Below are 17,717 nucleotides of genomic sequence, written 5' to 3'. Positions count from 1 at the left end.
CCGAAGGGGGGCGGGCGCCGCCATGAGGGCCAGGCGGCGCGGGCCGATAAGCTGCGCCGCGGGTTTTTATCTTGACAAGATTATGGGGCTATGGAAACCTACGGCTACTGGTAAGGCCAATTTACCAAATACCTATAAACCGAGGAGAAAAACAGGTGGCGCAACGCAATCATTACGAATTTTCAGGACGGCACGCCGTGGTCACGGGCGGGGCGGCGGGCATAGGCCTGGCCATCGCGCATCGCCTGGCCGAGGGCGGCGCGGCCGTCACCCTGTGGGACCGGGATTCCGCCATGCTGGAAGAAGCGCTGGCGTCGTTCGGCGCAAACAAGCCGCATGCCGTCAGTGTCGATGTCAGCCAGGAAGATTCGGTCAATGCGGCCGTGGAAGCCAGCCTGCGGGCCGGCGGCCCCATGGACATCCTGGTGAACAGCGCGGGCATTACCGGACCCAATACAACGGTGTGGGATTACCCGGTGGCCGACTGGGACGCGGTCATGAGCGTCAATCTGCGCGGGCCTTTCCTGTGCTGCCGCGCTGTCGTTCCGCACATGCGCGAAAAAGGCTACGGGCGGATTGTCAATATTGCATCGATCGCGGGCAAGGAAGGCAATCCGAACGCCTCGGCGTACAGCGCTTCCAAGGCGGGCGTCATCGCCCTGACCAAATCCCTGGGCAAAGAGCTGGCGAACAGCGGTATCGGCGTCAATTGCATTACGCCCGCCGCGGTGCGCACAGGCATTTTTGCGCAAATGACGCAGCAGCATATCGATTTCATGTTGTCCAAGATCCCCATGGGCCGTTTCGGCGCGCCGGAAGAGATCGCCGCAGTGGTCGCCTGGCTTTGCTCGGAGGAATGCTCTTTTTCCACCGGAGCGGTATTCGATGTTTCCGGCGGACGGGCGACCTACTGATGACTACGCATCGATATTCGGCAGCGGAACTGAATCGCTGCGCCACGGAAATCCTGTCGGCCGCCGGCATGGAAGCCGCCCTGGCGGCGGTTGTGGCGGAAACGCTGGTCGAGGGCGACCTGCTCGGCCACGACACCCATGGCCTGGCCTTGCTGGCGCCATACATAAAGGAAATCGAAAACGGCGCCATGGCGCTGTCGGGCTCGGCGCAGTCCTTGTCCGATAGGGGGGCCGCGCTATTGTGGGACGGCCGCCGCCTGCCGGGGCCATGGCTGGTGCGCCAGGGCCTGGACGCCCTTGCGCCGCGCGCGCGCCAATACGGCAGCGCCACGCTGGTCATACGCCGCAGCCACCATATCGCCTGCCTGGCGGCGTATTTGCTGCGGGCGACCGAGCAGGGCCTGATGCTGGTGCTGGCCAGTTCGGACCCCGCCGTGGCCAGCGTCGCGCCGCATGGCGGAACGCGCGCCACGTTCACCCCCGACCCCATCGCCGCCGGCATTCCCACGTCCGGCACGCCATTCCTGGTCGACATCTCGTCCTCCATCGTCACCAATGGCATGAGTTCGCGCCTGCACAAGGAGGGCGGGCAGTTCGGCCACGAATGCATGCTGGACGCGGACGGCCGGCCCAGCCGCGACCCCGCCGTGTTGGCCACCGATCCGCCGGGCACCATCATGCCTCTGGGCGGCCTGCAGTCGGGGCACAAAGGGTTCGGGCTGGCGCTCATCGTGGAGGCCCTGACGGGCGGCCTGGCCGGCCATGGCCGCGCCGACCCGCCATTGGGCTGGGGCGCCACGGTCTTCATGACGCTTTACGATCCCGCCGCCTTTGCCGGGGCCGATGAGTTCATGCGCCAGACCGACTGGATCGCCGATGCCTGCAGGAACAATCCGCCGCGTCCCGGCTCCAGCGCGGTGCGCATGCCCGGTGATCGCGGCATTGCCAGCAAACAAGAGCAAATGCGTCTGGGCATCGCCCTGCATCCGACCATCCCGCCCATGCTCGAGGAATGCGCGCAACGCTACGGCGTTGCCTTTCCCCGGGCAATCGATGGTTAAATGTAGGCCATTGCAGAAACCTATCAGCGGTGTATTCCCATCATGCCTATCAAGGTCATCGAGCCACAGCGCCTTTATCGGCAGATAAGTGACCAATTGCGCACGCTGATCCTGGCTGGCGAATTCCCCGTGGGCTCGCGCCTGCCCTCCGAACGCGACCTGGCCGTGCAACTGGGCGTCAGCCGGCCATCGTTGCGCGAGGCGCTCATCGCGCTGGAGGTGCAAGGGTATATCGAGGTGCGCATGGGGTCGGGCATTTATATTTGCGAGCCGCCGCCGCCATCCAGGGCGGGGCTGGACCTTTCCGGCGAAGAAGGGCCGCTGGAATTGATACGCGCGCGCATCCTGCTGGAAGGCGAAGTCGCGGCAACCGCCGCCAAGCATGCGCGCAAGCCCCAGTACGACGCGATAGCGCAAGCGATAGACATGATGGAGGCGGACGCGCGAGCCGGCATAAAGCCGCTGGAGGCCGATCGCCTCTTCCATGTGCGCGTGGCGGAAGCCACCGGCAACAGCGTTCTGGTGGACGTGGTCAAGCGTTTGTTCGACTTTCGCCTGGGGCCTTTGTTCGACCAATTGCACAGCCATTTCGAGACCAACGATGTATGGCAGGATGCGATAGGCGAGCATCGTGAAATCCTGCAGGCTTTGCGCAGCAAGAATCCGGAGTTGGCGCGGGCCGCGATGCAGCGCCACATGGGGGTTTCGTACAAACGGCTGATGTCCAGCCTTGTCGCCGGGAAAAAGCGCGCAAGGCCTTCCGCAGGCGCGGGCGGCGCCGCGGTGAAGGCCGGCGCGCCGCATGCGCTGGCGCTGCGCAAGAAAGCCGGCTAGCCCTGACTCGGGCTGGCGCCGTAGGCATGCAGGCCGATGCGGGCTTTGTACCGGGTATTGCGGGCTTGGGGCTGGCTGCTTGTCATGGCGCCGGCCTCCTCCAGCGTGAATCGCGCAATGGTGGCGGCCAGGCCATCGGCCTGCTCGCGCTGCAGCAGCGTGGCCTGGGCCGCCTCCTGGACCTGGGCCGCGTTTTGCCGGGTTATGGTGTCCAGATGGCTGACCGCCAGCGTAATCTGCCCAATGCCCCCGGCTTGCTCGCGCGACGCATCCGCGATCCCGCCCATGATGCCTTGCACCTGCTGCATCGATTGCGCGATTTCCTTCATGGCGCCGCCCGCTTTGTCGACCAGCGTGGCGCCGGCGTCCATTCGCGCCGCGGACTGTCCGATCAGTTCTTCAATTTCCTTGGCTGCCTGCGCCGAGCGCAGGGCCAGGCTGCGCACTTCGGCCGCCACGACGGCGAAACCCTTGCCTTGCGGGCCGGCCCGCGCCGCTTCGACCGCCGCGTTCAGCGCGAGGATATTCGTATGGAAGGCAATGCTGTTGATAAGGCCGGTAATGTCGGCCACCTGGCGCGAGCTCTGGCGGATTTCCCGCATGATGTCCATGGCGCCCTGCGCCGTCAGGCTGCCCTGGGCCGCGCACGAGGCGGTATGCGTGACGAGCCGCTTGGCCTGTTCGACGTGGTCGGCGTTGTGCGCGACGGCGGCGTTCAATTCCCCCATGGCCGCGGCGGTCTCCTGCAGGTTGGCGGCTTGTTCATCGGTGCGCCGGGACAGGTCCTGGTTGCCGCCGGAAATATCATGCGAGGCGGCCGCGATATGCAAGGCGCGGCCGCGCACATCCTGCACCGCCTGGTGCAGGCCAATGCCGATGCCGTTCAGGGCTTGCAGCAATTTGCCCAATTCGTCGCGGCGCGTCAGGCTCACGCGCGCGCTCAGATCCCCCGCGGCCAGCCGCTCGGCGAGCCGCACGCCCTGGTCCAGCGGCCGTTTGATGGCCTGGTATAGCGCCCATAGCGCCAGGGCGCTGCAGAGCAGCAGGGCGGTGAGCGCCGATACCGCGATCCGGTAGGCCAGTTTGCTGGCGTCGCTCGCCCGGCTCACTTCCTGCGCGTAGCGCGTCGCCTGCATGGTATCGAATTCGTCTATGGCTTGGGCGATGGCCGAGGCCGCTTCCGTGTATTGCTGGCCGAAAATCATGACCTTGGCCATCAGGGCGTTGGGCAGCGCGACCTTGATGCCGCCTTGCCCGTCGTCAAACTGGCCGCTGGCGGTGCTGATGGCTTCTACCTCGGTCTTGGCCAGTTCTATGCCCTGGGCATGGGCCGATTCCAGCCTGGCCATTTCGTCGGCGGTGAAGCCGGCCTGCCGGAAGCGCTCTATCATGGCCTGCTGCAAGCCATGGCCGTCGGGCGCGCGGCCATGCAGGACGGCGGTATGATGCAGGTAGCTCTCCTGGAATTCCGGCTGCTCGGTGGCTACGAACGCCATTGCGTCGCGCGTCATCGCCTGGGTCAGGCTTTTGTAGTCGTTGGCCAGCCCGGTAGCCGCATAGCGCAATGCTTCGATGTTTTTCAGATGGTCGGCGCTGGCCGCCATGTTGTACAGGGCGCTCAAAACCAATAGCGACAGCAGGGCCAGGGTGGCCAGGAAAAAAATGAAGCTCTTTTTCAGAGTAAAGAAATTTGCCATAGGCTGCACCCATCTACATCTATATTCATATCATGGGCCCGGGCCTGCTCGAAGCGAGGCGCCGGGCCGTCGCTGTACAGGAAGATTATTGCAGCGCAACATTACAGCTAAGTGACAACAGGGAATCGAGCCTCATGGCAGGCCGCCGTGATAAGGTTTGCCTGGTCAGTTCGCAGAAGGAAAAATTACGTGAGATTCATCCATGCCGCGGATATCCATCTGGATAGTCCATTGACCGGCTTGAGCGCCTATGCCGATGCGCCCGTCGAAATGCTGCGCACCGCCACGCGCGACGCCTTCACCAATCTGGTCAACCTCGCCATCGAAGAGCGCGTGGATTTCATGGTGATCGCCGGCGACCTGTATGACGGCGACTGGAAGGACTACAACACCGGGCTTTATTTCGCCAAGGAAATGGGGCGCCTGAGGAAGGCGGGAATTCCCGTGTATCTGCTTTACGGCAATCACGACGCCGAAAACGAAATGACCAGGAAGCTGCTGCTGCCCGAGAATGTCTTCGTGTTCGACAGCCGCAAGCCCAGCACCTTCCGCCTCGATCATCTGGGCGTGGCGCTGCATGGCCGCAGCTTCAAGGATGCGGCCACCGTCGAAAACCTGGCGGCGGGCTATCCCGAACCGATCGCGGGGATGATCAACATCGGCGTGCTGCATACCGCCCTGGAGGGCAATGCGGCGCATGCCAACTATGCGCCATGCAGCCTGGCGCAATTGCATGCCAAGGGCTATCAATACTGGGCGCTGGGGCATGTGCACGAATACTGCATCTGGCGCGGCGATGCGGTGGTGGTCTTTCCGGGCAATCTGCAGGGCCGCCACATTCGCGAGACCGGGCCGCGCGGCGCCGTGCTGGTCCATTGCAATGCCGCGGGCGCCATGGAAGTGGAACGGGTTCATGTGGACGTCCTGCGCTGGCATCGCCTGGGCGTGGATGTGTCCGGGTGCCAGTCTTTCGCCGAGGCGGCGAGGGCCATAGGCAATGCGCTGGAAAGCCTGCTCGAAGCCGGCCCGGCGCATATGCCATTGGCGCTGCGGGTGGTGGTGAGCGGCCAGACGGCGGCGCACGGCGAGCTCTTCGGCATGGAGGCGCAGTTGCGCCTGGAAGTCCTGGCGGCCATCGCGGCGCTGGGCAACGACAGGCTCTGGCTGGAAAAGGTAAGGCTGGAAACTCAGGCGCTCGATGACGGCCAGGCGCTGCGCGAGCGGGCCGATGCGCTGGCCGACTTGCAGGACCTGCTGGAAAGCGCCGGGACCGACCAGGAATTCCTGGATGGCTTGCGCGGCGAGTTGTCCGGCCTGGTCGACAAGGCCCCGCCTGAGCTGAAGTCCGCCATACCCTATTTCGCCGACATCAAGAATGGCGACCTGGCGGCGCTGCTGCGGGAAATCCGGCCGTCGCTTGTCGCCCATCTGGCCAAGGTGGAGTAGCAATATGCGTTTCAAGCGCCTGGACCTTGCCCGCTACGGCAAGTTCACCGACCGCCGCATTGAATTTCCGGCGGCGCGCCGCGATTTCCACATGATCGTGGGTCCCAACGAAGCGGGCAAGTCGACCTTGAGGCAGGCGTTCTTCGACCTGCTGTTCGGCTTTCATCCCCGCACGCCGCTGGATTTCCTGCATCCCAAGAGCGAATTGAGGCTGGGGGCGGCGCTGGAGCATGCCGGCGGCCCGCTGGATTTCCAGCGCTTCAAGGGCAACAAGAATACCTTGCGCGCGCCGGATGGCGCGCCGCTGCCCGATACGGCGCTGGATGGCTTCCTGGGCGGCGCCACAGGCGATTTTTTTGACAAGATGTTCGGCCTGGATCATCCGCGCCTGGTGCAGGGCGGCAACGACATGCTCAAGGCCCAGGACGATGTCGGGCAAGTGCTGTTCCAGGCCGCCGCCGGGGTGGCCAGCCTGGGCAAGGTATACGAGGCTTTGCAAGCGGAGGCCTCCCAGCTGTGGGCGCCGAAAAAATCCAAGGACAGGCTATGGTACATGGCCCAGGCGCAACTGGACGAGGCCAATGCCGTCCTGAAGGCGGTCACTGTGCGCACCCGGGAGTGGGCCGAGCTGCATAAGCATGTGCAGGACCTGCAGGATGCCGCTCATGAACAGCGCGAACGGCACGGGCATTTGATGGCCAGACGCACCCGGCTGGAACGAATACGCCGCCTGGCTCCCGGACTGACGGCCCTGATCGGCCACGAGAAATCGCTGCGGGAGCTGGGCGCCGTCATCGAACTGCCCGCGGACGCGGCGGCCGTTCTGGCTTCGGCGGAAATCGAGCTGGCCAAGGCGGAGCAAAGGCTGGCTACCCATGGCCTGGAAGCGGCGAGGCTGGAAGCCGCGCTGGCCGGCGTCGAGATCGACGAGGATGTGCTGGCCCTGGCCACGGAAATCGAGGCGCTCGAGGTCCTGCGGCATCGATACGGCGCCCATGCGCAGAACATCCAGCGCTACCAGGGCGAGGCGGCGTCCTTGTGGCAGGACGCCGTCGATGCGGCCATGCAATTGGGCTGGCCGCCAGTCGGCCAGTCGCCGGGGGCCGGCGGCGGGGCGGATGACGCCCAGGCAGCCGCCGCAGCGGCGCTTGCCGCGATGCAGGCGCGCTTGCCCGCGCTGCCCTTGCGCCGGCACATTGAACAGCTTTTGCGCGAGCACGGCGGCCTGCTCCAGGCCTTGCAGGCATCGGAAAGAGCGATGCGCGGCAGGCAGTCTGAAATCGACGGCCTCAAGGCCAGGCTGGCGGAACTGCCGGTCATCGAGCTGCGTCCGGGCTTGCGCGCCGCGCTGGAACATGCGGCATCCCTGGGCGAGCCGCAAGCCGCCATGCGCAAGGCCATCGCAGCGGTCGAAAAGGCGCAGTCCGACCTGGACAGCGCCGCCGCGGGGCTGGGCGCGTGGTTCCGGGGCGTGCCCGAACTCATGGCTTTGCAGCCGCCTTCCCCGCAAGAACTGGCCGGCCTGGCGACCCAGCGCCAGGAACTGGCGTCGGACTTGAAGACGGCCAGGCAGCGGCATGCCGAATTGGCCAAGTCGGTGCAGGAACGCGAACTGGCCCTGCGCCACTACCAGCAATTGCACCACCCGGTCACCAGCGAGGATGTCCTGCGGGCCCGCGAGCAGCGCGATGCCGCATGGCAAGCCCTGTCGGGCGGCGCCGTGCCCATGGCTGCGGGCGCGCCGGCATTCCAGCAAGGCATGCGCCGGGCCGATGAGCTTGCCGATGCGCGGCTGGATAATGTGCAGGAAGCCGCCGAACTGCAGAGCCGCCAGCATCAATTGGAACAGGAGCAGCAAAGGCGCGAGCTGGCCTCGGCGGACTGCCGGGCGCATGAAGCCCGGCTGCGGGAATTCGAGGCGCGCTGGAACGATATGTGCCAGGCGCTGGGGCTGCCGGACATGCCTATGGAGCGGGTTTCCGGCTGGCTGGCGCAGAAGGACAAGGTCCTGGATGCCGCGCAAAGCCTGGCCGCGGCCAGGCAAGAACAGGAAGGGCTGGCCGCCAGGCAGGAGGCCATCAGGGCCGAACTGCGCCAGGCCCTGCTCGCCGCGGGCTTGCCCGCGGACGAGGATGCCGATATGGCCGTCCTGCGCCTGCAGGCCAATGATTATGTGGCCGCGGCGGAAGCGTCCAGGGTGCGCCGGGCGGCGCTGTCGGACCAGTTGATCGAGGCGCGGCCGGTGTTGACCGGCTTGCAACAGGCCAGGGACGCGGCGCAGGGCGACATGGAGCGCTGGCGCCAGGACAGCGCCGCCGCGCTGGCCAAGGCGGGCTTGCCGGCCGATAGCGAAATAGCCGCAGTGCAGGGCGCGCTGGCGCTGATGGAAGTCATTGCCGAGAAATTGAGGCAGATAAGGCAACGGCGCGTCGAGCATATCGATGTGATGCGCGGCGAGCTGCAGGGTTTCGAGGCGATGGCCGGGCGCCTCGCGCAGGCGCTGCGCGCCGGCGCGGACGGCGCGGACGGCGTGGACAGCGTGGACAGCGGCGATCCGGCCCAGGCCAGCCGCGATTTGAGCGCCCGCCTGGCGGCGGCGCGGCAAGCGCTGGAGCAGGCGACGAGCATGCGCGGGGAACTCGATCACCTGCGATCCCAGTTGCGCGAGGCGAACGAGTCGATTCAGCTTGCCAGCGCCAGCCTGCGCCCTTTGCTGGCGCGCGCCGGCGTCCAGGACCAGGAGGCTCTGCGGCAGGCGATAGCCAGGTCCGACCGCCATGGCAGCCTGGCGGCGGCCATAGGCCGCGCGCATGCGGAGCTGCTTGAGAACGGCGATGGCTATACGCGCGAGCAGCTGCAGGCTGAAATCGAAGGCGCCGACTTGACGCAGCTGGCCGCGGAACTGGAGGCGCTGAACGCCGACATCAATGCCGCGGCGGCGGAGCACACCCGCCTGGCAGTAGAGCTGGCGGACGCGGTGCGCAGGCTGGAGGCGGTAAGCGGCACGGATGCGGCGGCGAGGGCGGAGTCGCAGCGCCAGGAAGCGCTGGCGCGGATGGCCGATGCCGCCGAGCGGTATATCAAGGTGCACACGGCCGCGCGCCTGCTGCGCTGGTCGATAGACAGGTATCGCGAGGAAAAGCAGGGTCCTATGCTGGCCAGGGCGGGCGCCATTTTTTCGCAACTGACTTTGGGCTCGTTCGAACGGCTGGCGGTCGATTTCGACCGTGAACCCATGGTGCTGGAGGGTTTGCGCAGCGATGGCGCGAAAGTCGGGATAGCGGGCCTGAGCGATGGGACGCGCGATCAGCTGTACCTGGCCTTGCGCCTGGCGGCGCTGGAGCTGCATCTGCAGCAGGCGGCGCCGCTGCCGTTTATTGCCGATGATTTGTTCATCAATTATGACGATGCGCGTGCCAGGGCGGGTTTGCTGGCGCTGGCGGCGCTTTCCGAACGGACTCAGGTCATTTTCCTGAGCCATCACGATCATCTGGTGGAGACTGTTCGGGAGGTGTTCGGCGGAGAGGTGAATATAGTGTCGTTGTGATGCAAACGTCCCTGGCACTGGGTTTTAAACCGGCGCCGTGGTTTCTAAACCCGTCGCCTGGGTTTCTTAAATCGGCGCCGTGGGCTGGGGTGCTTTCGTCCCAGCGTTCTTAACCCGTCGCCGTGGGCGGGTATGGGTTGGGCTCAATATCGCTGCGGTCTGGGGCTTCGCCCGTGACTGCCCGCGCAGTCGACCTGTTTCCGGGCGCCCGCGAACTCGCGGAACGGACAGCCCCCGGCTGTCCGTAAGCGTGTCGCTCAGACAAGCGCGGGCTTGCCTCCCGGAAACAGGCCGCCTGCGCGGCTTGCTCAACATTTCGCCCAACCCATACCCGCCCACGGCGCCTGGACAATGGGTTTGTTGGCGGGCTTCGGTATCGTGCCGGTCAGCTCGTCAGAACAGCCCACATCCCCGCATCGGCCTGCCATGGTCATGACTCAGTCTTATATTTCTAAATCATATAAGCATAGACAATAAAAATTCTTGTGGGGCATTACATCGCTGGTTACAGTTCGATATAACTAAATCGTAAGATGAATTTAATGAAGCTGTCCTTCAAGAATATAGAAAAGCAATTTTCCGGCCTCCAGGTTATAGACAACTTCAGCCGGGAAATCGACGATGGCGAACTCGTGGCCCTGGTGGGGCCGTCGGGCTGCGGCAAGTCCACGCTCCTGCATATTGCCGCCGGCCTGGAAAAGCCCAGCGGCGGCGTGATGCTGGCCGATGGCGCGCCGGTGCAGGGGCCGCATCCCGAGCGCACCCTCATGTTCCAGGAGAACGCCCTTTACCCGTGGCTGACCCTTGAGCAGAACGTATCGCTGGCCCTGGAGTTTCAAAAAAACGACAAACAGCAGTCGCGCGCAGAGGCCCGGCTATGGCTGGAAAAGGTCAACCTGGCAGGCTTCGAAAGCTATTATCCGCATCAGGTATCGGGCGGCATGCGCCAACGCGCCGCGCTGGCGCGGGCGTTTATCTCACATCCCAAGGCCTTGCTGCTGGACGAGCCTTTCGGCGCGCTCGATGCGCTTACCCGCATGACCCTGCAGGATGCGCTGCGCCAGTTGATACGCGAAGCGGGGCCTACCGTGCTGCTGGTTACGCACGATGTCGACGAAGCCTTGTTCCTGGCTGACCGCATACTCGTGTTCAGCCCCCGCCCGGCTACGGTGCTGAAGGAATTCAGCCTTGCGCGGCACGAAAAAACGCATGATCTGTCGGAATTCGCGGCCATGCGCAGGGAAATTCTAGGCCTGCTCGGCATTCACGCCGAGCAGGATGACGTTGCAAAATTAATAGAGGAAGTCGAAGTATGAAGCTGTCACGTTTATTGATACCCGCGCTGGCCGCGCTGGCCATGGCCGGCCAGGCCTTGGCCGCCGACAAATTCAAGATCGGCTATCTGCGCGTCATGGACGACGCCCAGGCCATCGCCGCCTATGAAGGCGGCTTCTACAAAAAGCATGGCCTGGACGTGGAATTGATCGAATTCCAGTCGGGCACCGACTTGATCAAGGCCATTGTCGGCGGGCAGCTGGATACCGGCGTGCTCGGCTTCACCAATGCCGCATCGTGGTCGTCCAAGGGCGCCGACCTGAAAGTGGTGGGCGGCGCCCAACACGGCTTTCACGCCATCGTGGTGCGCGACGACGCCAATATCAAAGATGTCGCCGGGCTCAAGGGCCACACGCTGGCCTCGCAAAAAGAAGGCAGCACCGCGGATACCGTGCTGCGCGGCGTAGTGCTCAAGAACGCCGGCCTGACGCCGGACGACCTGACCGTGCTGGGCGTAAGCCCGCAGGTGGCGGTGCAGTCGCTGGTCGGCAAGCGCGTGGACGCGGCCTTCCTGTTCGAGCCGCAGGCGCGCATTGCGCAGTTGATCGCGCCGGTCAAGCAGATCTATGAAATCGGCGAGGTATGGCCTTTCCCTTGCATGGTGGTGATCACGTCGGGCGCGACGCTCAAGAGCAACAAGGAAGGCGTCTGGAAATCGCTGGATGCGCAGCGCGAGGCCATCGAGCTGATGCAGAACAAGCCCGAGGAAGCCGCCAAGCTGATTGCCAGCTACTTCATCTCCGAGCCGACGCTCAAGACCCTCAAGCATGGCGACATGCCCCGCGAAGACATCATACGCGACGCGATCAAGAGCCAGACCTTCAGCCCGGTTCTGACCGCCAAGGAATTGGACCGCATGCAGGAAATCGCCGACATCATGCAGGGGCAGGGCGCGCTCAAGACCAAGGATGGTTCGCCATACGACGTCAAGAGCATAGTCGACCTGGAATGGCAAACAGCGCGCAAGCTGTAAATCGCCGATAATCGCTTGCCTGATGGGCCAAGGCGGCGCGCGGCGCCGCTTGGTCCATAATGCCAGATTTTCCTGTCTACATTGAAGATGGCCGGTATCCGCCGGCCATCTTGATTTTGAAGCCTTTATGAGCACCCAGATTCGTCTTTCCGGTTATAGAAAAAAACTCGCCATGGTGGTGGCGGTCGCCGCCATTTTGCTGTTCTGGCAGATCGCCGCCTGGCTTCTTCCCGACTTTCTGATGCCGGGCGTGCCCACCGTCGTGGCCCGCCTGTGGCAGGACGTGCAGACCACCGCGTTCCGTAGCGGGCTGGCGGGTAGCCTGACGCGGCTGGGCTTCGGCTATGGTTTTGCCCTGCTGTTCGGCATCGGCTTCGGCCTGGCCGGCGCCGTGCTGTTTTTCTTTCGCGAAGTGCTCAAATCGGCCATCATCATCCTGCAGTCGATTCCGTCGATTGCGTGGGTGCCTCTGTTCCTGATCATGATGGGCTTCGGCAATATGCCCATCATCGTCGTGATCGCGCTGGCGGCATTTTTTCCCGCGGCCTTGTCGGTGATGAACGCGACCGAAAGCGTGCTGAATGTGCATGTGTCCGCCGCGCGCGTCATGGGCGCGAGCCGCTGGGACATGCTCAGGCGGGTATACCTGCCCGCCGTCATGCCCGAGCTGATCACCGGCGCCCAGCTGGCTTTCGGCAATGCGTGGCGGGCCCTGATATCCGCCGAAATGCTGATAGGCTTCGGACAGGGCCTGGGACGTTCGCTGGCCTACGCCGGCGAGACGGCCGACATGGTGGGCGTGATGGGCAATATACTTACCATCGCCATTCTGGCGACCCTGATAGACCAGGCCATCCTGGAAAACCTCAAGCGCCGGCTGCTGCGCTATCAATACGTCTGATCATGAACTCTCTCGTCCCGCGCCGCTTTTCGATCCTGTTCCGGGCATGCCTGGCCGGCGCGCTGGCCTGTGCCGGCGCGTCCGGCCTCGCCGCGCGCGCGGCTTCGAGCCTGGCGCCCGGGGGGACCCTGGCGCTAGGCGTCGATTATGTGGTGCCGCCTTTTGCGGCGGGCTCCAAGGTGCGCACCCCCGAAGGCATCGAGACATTCCTGGCCGACGATCTGGCGCGCCGCCTGTCGGCGCCAGCGCAGACCTTGCAGGCCGACCCCGCCAGCCGCGGCCGCTTGCTCGACGAGGGCCGGGCGCAGCTGCTGCTTTTGCCCGTGGCCGATGCGGACCCGCTGCGTTCCTCGGCGCTGGTCATACCCACCGGCTACAGTTCCGGCGCGATGGCGATCATGCGCAGCGATACGAATATCAAGACATGGCAGCAATTGGCGGGGCGCACCGTTTGCCTGGCGCAAGGCGGGCGCTACGAGGGCCGCATCGCGGCGCAATACGGGGCGCTGGAAAAGGTATTCAAGGCGCCCGCGGACTCCTTGCTGGCGCTCAGGACGGGCGGCTGCGACGCCGCGGTGCACGATAGCGCCATGCTGGAAGAACTGCTCAAGCTGCCGGAATGGAAGAAGTTTTCAGCGCGCCTGCCGACGCGGGATCTCGTCCCATTGGCTTTTGTCGTCGCCAGCGGCGACAGCGCATCGGCGGGCTTGCTGAGGCAGGTGGCCAAGGACTGGGCAAGCAGCCGGTTCCTGGAAAAAACCACAAAGAAAGCGGTGCAGGATATCGCCTTCGAAGTGTACCTGGACCAGACGGTGACTGACTGCCATTGAGCGCGCGGCTAGCCTATGTCCGCGATGCCGCGCCGTTCGCGCATGGCCCGGCCTATCCGCGTGATTTCCGGGGCGCCCAGCAAGCGCGCCGCCATCGGCAGCAATTCGTCTTCTTCCAGCCTCATGTGGCGCTCGTACAAGCCGGCGAAGGATGCCACCTGGTCTTCGGACAGGAGCGCAGCGTGGCCCGCGGCAACCTGTTCCAGTGTCTGCCGCAAGCGGCGCCACATGGCTTCCAGCCGGCGATGGTCGGCGCTCAAGCCTTGCGTGAGCTCGCGTATGCAGACCGCGTCGGATCCGGCCATGGACTCGATCAGGGCGGGGAACAGGTCCCGCTCCTCGTCGGCGTGATGCTGTACGGCCGAGGTTTCGAAATAGCGCATGATATTGGCGGCGGCGCTGCGCGCTTCGGCGTCGCTGCCGCGCTCGCGCAGATGCGCGGCCAGGCGCGCCAGGGTGGCGCACTGGCGTTCGATGCGTATATGGCAGGCGGCGAGCATTTCCAGGGGCGCCTCGGTGCTGGCAGCGGGAGTTGAAAAGCCTGGAAACGCCGTGCTCATGGTGCTTTCCTCGAGGTTGCACTGGGGTGTTCGGAAATATTGCCGGTATGATTCATTATTGGTCAAAAGCGGGCCCGCCGCAAATCGGCATAGGGCCGCCATAACAACGAGAGGAAACTTCTATGCCGCAACCGGATCATGTCTCAGCACTGGGTATCGCCGATCCCGCCACCCTGGATGAGGATCTGCAGGAAGTGTTCAGGAAATGCGTGGACAAGCTGGGGTTCATCCCCAATGTGCTTGCCGCTTACAGCCTGCGCCCCAACAAGCTGCGCAATTTCATGGCCATGTACAACGAGCTGATGCTGGCGCCCTCGGGGCTGAGCAAGCTCGAGCGCGAAATGGTCGCCGTGGTGGTGTCCAGCGTCAATCATTGCTATTACTGCCTGGTCGCGCACGGGCAGGCGGTGCGCACCTTGTCGGGCGACCCCGAGCTGGGCGAAATGCTGGCCATGAATTATCGGGTCGCCAAGCTGGATGCGCGCCAGCGCGCCATGCTGGATTTCGCCTGGAAGCTGACCAGCACGCCCGCCCTGGTCGTCGATGACGACCGGGAGCTCTTGCGCGCGGCGGGGCTGAGCAGCGAAGACATCTTCGACCTCGCCGACACCGTGGCCTTCTTCAATATGTCCAACCGCATGGCCATAGGCATAGACATGATCCCCAACCGGGAATACCATGCGATGGGCCGGCCGCAGCCTTAGCGCGGCCCGCCGCGCGCCTATTCCTGGACGGCTGGATCGCAGCTCTGCATGCCTTGCGAATCGGCCTGGGTCACGTGGCCGCCCGGAGGCACATCGTCGATCAGCCAGACGTTGCCGCCGACCGTGCAGCCTTTGCCCAGGGTAACCCTGCCGAGTATGGTGGCGCCGGCGTAGATGACGACGTCGTCTTCGACGATGGGATGGCGCGGCAGGCCTTTTTCCAGCTTGCCGTTGCCGTCGGTCGGGAAGCGCTTGGCGCCAAGGGTCACGGCCTGGTAAATGCGCACGCGCTCGCCGATGATCGATGTCTCGCCAATGACGACACCCGTTCCATGGTCGATGAAAAAGCTCGCGCCGATCTGCGCGCCGGGGTGGATGTCTATGCCGGTCTGGGAATGGGCCAGTTCCGAAGACATGCGCGCCAGCAGCGGCATGTCCTGGATATAGAACTGGTGCGCGATCCGGTGGTGGATCATGGCCAGTACGCCTGGATAACAGAGCAGGACTTCGTCGACGCTGCGGGCGGCGGGGTCGCCATGGTAGGCGGCCAGCACGTCGGTGTCGAGCAGGCGGCGGATGTCCGGCAGGGCGCTGGCGAAGGCCTGCACGGCGGTTATCGCCCGGGCTTCGATTTCCCCATTGTCATGGTCCCGGTGCCGCGCCTGGTACTGGAGTTCCAGCCTTACCTGGTGCAGCAGGGCATGCAGGGCCGAATCCAGCGTGTGGCCGATATAGAAGTCCTCGCTTTCCTGGCGCAGGTCCAGCGGCCCGAGGCGCATCGGGAAGAGCACGCCCTTGAGGTCGTCGAGGATCTTGGTCATGGCCTGCGGCGAGGGAAACTCGCGGCCCCCCGGCTCGCGCGAGCGGCGCTGGGAACTGCGCCATTCCTGGCGTATGGCGTTAAGGGAGCTGACTATGGGGTTGATGTCGAAAACTGCCATGGAAATACTGTTCTCCGGATCGTATGGGGGCGTCTTGAGAAGCCCGCAGCCGCAAGCGGGCTCCGGTTCAAAACGTTAAGATCGTAGCAAACATTATGTGTCGGGGGACAAATATGATACCAATCTATTCGCCGAAATCGGAATCCGAAGCGGCCGTCATTGTTTCGCTGATGCAGGCATATGGCATTTCCTTCCTGATGCGCGGCGCCGGATTCAGTTCCATGTACCCGGGACCGCTGTCCAATAGCCTGAACGCGCAAACCCTGATGGTGGATGCCGAGCATGTCCAGTTGGCGACCCAATTGATCCAGCCCTTCGTCGACGGCTGAGCGCCGGTCGCGATGGTTACAGTACGATAGCGGCTCGCCGCGCCCGCCTTTAGCCATCACCGTCTGCTTCCATGGATCACAAACTTACGCCGTCCACTGCTTTACTGCTGATCATTCCGCCCTTTCTTTGGGCCGGCAACGCCGTCGTCGGCCGCATGATGAGCGAACTGGTTCCGCCCATCACCCTGAACTTTTTGCGCTGGGCTATCGCCTTCATCATACTATTGCCGCTGGGCTATTCCATATTCCGCAAGGGCAGCGGCTTATGGGCCCAGCGCAAGCGCTACGCCTGCCTGGGGCTATTGGGAATAGGCCTTTACAACGCCTTGCAGTACATGGCGCTGCACAGCTCCACGCCTATCAACGTGACCCTGGTCGGGGCCAGCATGCCGATGTGGATGCTGCTGACCGGCTTTCTGTTCTTCGAGGCCAGGGTTTTGCGCAAGCAGGTGGCCGGCGCGGCTTTGTCCGTGATCGGGGTGTTCGTCGTGCTCAGCCATGGGGAATGGCGTCAATTGCTGGGCTTGCGCTTCGTGATCGGCGACCTGTTCATGATCGTGGCGACCATAGTCTGGGCCTTTTACAGTTGGTCGCTGATTCAAGCCAGGGATTCCAGCGAGGTGCGCCGGAATTGGGCCACTTTTCTGTTGGCCCAGGTATCGTTCGGCGTAGTGTGGTCGGGCATTTTTGCCGCGGGGGAATGGACTCTGGCCGATAGCCGCATCCAGTGGGGCTGGCCGCTGGCCGGGGCGCTGGCGTATGTGGCGATAGGCCCCGCCATCATTGCCTTCCGCTGCTGGGGCCTGGGCGTGCAGCGCGCCGGACCGAGCACGGCGGGATTTTTCAATAACCTTACCCCTTTGTTCGCGGCGCTGATGTCGTCCGCTTTTTTGGGCGAAATGCCCCAGGCTTATCACGCCGTCGCGTTTGCCTTGATTGTGAGCGGCATCATTTTGTCGTCCCGCCGCTAGCCGCCTGCTGGCCGAAGGCCCCCTCGGGCAGGCTGAACAGGCCCAGGAACCGTTCGACGACCGTTTTGTCGCCCGTGAAGGCGAATGCGCCCGACCGCAGCGCGTCATCCAGGCTGGCTTTGCCATAGGCAAGCCTGACCAGGGTGTCGGTGCCGGTCTGTATCGTGGCGTCGGGCTGGCTGGCGCTGCCGCGCGCCAGTTCCAGCCGCGCTCCGGCCACGGTGGCGCGGAACTGGTCATGCTCCAGGCCGATTTCCAGCGTCGCGGCATAGCCCTGGGCGAGGTCCGGCCTGAACATGGTGCGCAGGGACAGGACCATCGAATCCACGCCCAGCCCGGCGGGCGGGGCGAATGAGGGAGACAGCACGCCCCAGCGCGCAAGCTGCAGGAGGACAGGCTCGAGTTCCCGGCCCCATTCGGTCAGTTCATACACCCGCGCGCTGGCCGGCGGAGGCAGCTTGCGCCGCCGCAGGACCAATGCCGTTTCGAGCTCGTTGAGCCTTTGCGCCAGCACGTTGGGGCTGATGCCGCGCAGCCCGGCGCGCAGGTCGGTGTAACGCTTGGGGCCGAGCAGCAGTTCGCGCACGATCAACAAGGCCCAGCGCTCGCCGACCAGATCCAGCGCATGGGCCGCGGCGCAACTGTCGGCGTAGCTTCGCTGTATTGCCATAAGT

16 protein-coding genes are annotated in these 17,717 nt (G+C 64.4%); 12 read left to right on the top strand and 4 right to left on the bottom strand.

The features are described from left to right. Window positions 1–155: 155 nt before the first annotated feature. Genes BUB23_RS16300 through BUB23_RS16290 form a run of 3 tightly spaced genes read left to right on the top strand, consistent with a single transcriptional unit; the run spans window position 156 to window position 2,809 of the window. Complete coding sequence (locus BUB23_RS16300) at window positions 156–914, top strand: SDR family NAD(P)-dependent oxidoreductase (RefSeq protein WP_073104690.1); 759 nt, start codon at window positions 156–158, stop codon at window positions 912–914. Continuing rightward, the gene (locus BUB23_RS16295) at window positions 911–1,975 is read left to right on the top strand and encodes an Ldh family oxidoreductase (protein ID WP_425439556.1); all 1,065 of its coding nucleotides are present in this window, start codon (window positions 911–913) and stop codon (window positions 1,973–1,975) included. Before BUB23_RS16300 ends, BUB23_RS16295 begins: the two co-directional genes overlap by 4 nt. A 42-nt stretch (window positions 1,976–2,017) precedes the next feature. Next, window positions 2,018–2,809 (top strand): FadR/GntR family transcriptional regulator, encoded by a 792-nt coding sequence (locus BUB23_RS16290; protein WP_073104685.1) that lies wholly within the window; start codon window positions 2,018–2,020, stop codon window positions 2,807–2,809. On the opposite strand, the gene BUB23_RS16285 is transcribed toward BUB23_RS16290, so the two are convergent. Next, window positions 2,806–4,506 (bottom strand): methyl-accepting chemotaxis protein, encoded by a 1,701-nt coding sequence (locus tag BUB23_RS16285; RefSeq protein WP_073104682.1) that lies wholly within the window; start codon window positions 4,504–4,506, stop codon window positions 2,806–2,808. The genes BUB23_RS16290 and BUB23_RS16285 overlap by 4 nt on opposite strands. A 189-nt stretch (window positions 4,507–4,695) precedes the next feature. On the opposite strand from BUB23_RS16285, the gene BUB23_RS16280 reads away from it, so the two are divergent. The 6 genes from BUB23_RS16280 to BUB23_RS16255 all read left to right on the top strand — a co-directional run bounded on the left by BUB23_RS16280 (window position 4,696) and on the right by BUB23_RS16255 (window position 13,538). After that, the gene (locus BUB23_RS16280) at window positions 4,696–5,952 is read left to right on the top strand and encodes a metallophosphoesterase family protein (RefSeq protein ID WP_073104679.1); all 1,257 of its coding nucleotides are present in this window, start codon (window positions 4,696–4,698) and stop codon (window positions 5,950–5,952) included. A gap of 4 nt (window positions 5,953–5,956) precedes the next feature. Next, window positions 5,957–9,499 (top strand): ATP-binding protein, encoded by a 3,543-nt coding sequence (locus BUB23_RS16275; RefSeq protein ID WP_073104676.1) that lies wholly within the window; start codon window positions 5,957–5,959, stop codon window positions 9,497–9,499. 542 nt (window positions 9,500–10,041) lie between these two features. Further along, window positions 10,042–10,815 (top strand): ABC transporter ATP-binding protein, encoded by a 774-nt coding sequence (locus tag BUB23_RS16270; protein ID WP_073104673.1) that lies wholly within the window; start codon window positions 10,042–10,044, stop codon window positions 10,813–10,815. After that, window positions 10,812–11,807 carry an ABC transporter substrate-binding protein gene (locus BUB23_RS16265; RefSeq protein WP_073104670.1) on the top strand — a complete coding sequence of 332 codons (996 nt, stop codon included), beginning with the start codon at window positions 10,812–10,814 and terminating at the stop codon, window positions 11,805–11,807. Before BUB23_RS16270 ends, BUB23_RS16265 begins: the two co-directional genes overlap by 4 nt. Before the next feature lie 127 nt (window positions 11,808–11,934). After that, the gene (locus BUB23_RS16260; RefSeq protein ID WP_073104667.1) at window positions 11,935–12,708 is read left to right on the top strand and encodes an ABC transporter permease; all 774 of its coding nucleotides are present in this window, start codon (window positions 11,935–11,937) and stop codon (window positions 12,706–12,708) included. 2 nt (window positions 12,709–12,710) lie between these two features. Continuing rightward, on the top strand, window positions 12,711–13,538 hold the full coding sequence (locus BUB23_RS16255) for a type 2 periplasmic-binding domain-containing protein (RefSeq protein WP_073104665.1): 828 nt from the start codon (window positions 12,711–12,713) through the stop codon (window positions 13,536–13,538). An 8-nt stretch (window positions 13,539–13,546) separates the two neighbouring features. Here BUB23_RS16255 and BUB23_RS16250 read toward each other — a convergent pair whose 3' ends face one another. Further along, window positions 13,547–14,098 (bottom strand): hemerythrin domain-containing protein, encoded by a 552-nt coding sequence (locus BUB23_RS16250; protein WP_073104662.1) that lies wholly within the window; start codon window positions 14,096–14,098, stop codon window positions 13,547–13,549. Between the two features lie 122 nt (window positions 14,099–14,220). Here BUB23_RS16250 and BUB23_RS16245 point away from each other — a divergent pair, with 122 nt between their 5' ends. After that, the gene (locus BUB23_RS16245; RefSeq protein WP_073104659.1) at window positions 14,221–14,802 is read left to right on the top strand and encodes a peroxidase-related enzyme; all 582 of its coding nucleotides are present in this window, start codon (window positions 14,221–14,223) and stop codon (window positions 14,800–14,802) included. A 17-nt stretch (window positions 14,803–14,819) separates the two neighbouring features. On the opposite strand, the gene epsC is transcribed toward BUB23_RS16245, so the two are convergent. Continuing rightward, window positions 14,820–15,743, bottom strand: coding sequence for a serine O-acetyltransferase EpsC (gene epsC, locus BUB23_RS16240; RefSeq protein ID WP_073104656.1), 924 nt, complete (start codon window positions 15,741–15,743; stop codon window positions 14,820–14,822). A gap of 113 nt (window positions 15,744–15,856) precedes the next feature. On the opposite strand from epsC, the gene BUB23_RS16235 reads away from it, so the two are divergent. Both BUB23_RS16235 and BUB23_RS16230 read left to right on the top strand, forming a co-directional pair. After that, complete coding sequence (locus BUB23_RS16235) at window positions 15,857–16,072, top strand: hypothetical protein (protein ID WP_073104652.1); 216 nt, start codon at window positions 15,857–15,859, stop codon at window positions 16,070–16,072. Window positions 16,073–16,143: 71 nt separating this feature from the next. Next, complete coding sequence (locus BUB23_RS16230) at window positions 16,144–17,043, top strand: DMT family transporter (protein ID WP_073104649.1); 900 nt, start codon at window positions 16,144–16,146, stop codon at window positions 17,041–17,043. Here the strand turns inward: BUB23_RS16230 and BUB23_RS16225 are convergent. After that, window positions 17,021–17,713: a winged helix-turn-helix transcriptional regulator gene (locus tag BUB23_RS16225; RefSeq protein WP_073104646.1), complete on the bottom strand. Its 693-nt coding sequence runs from the start codon at window positions 17,711–17,713 to the stop codon at window positions 17,021–17,023. The genes BUB23_RS16230 and BUB23_RS16225 overlap by 23 nt on opposite strands. Between the last annotated feature and the right edge of the window lie 4 nt (window positions 17,714–17,717).

This window comes from Pollutimonas bauzanensis (assembly GCF_900129885.1).
GTDB classification, from domain to species: domain Bacteria; phylum Pseudomonadota; class Gammaproteobacteria; order Burkholderiales; family Burkholderiaceae_B; genus Pollutimonas; species Pollutimonas bauzanensis.
Note: the sequence above shows the minus strand (reverse complement) of the source record. Positions and strands in the feature narration are given on the sequence as shown.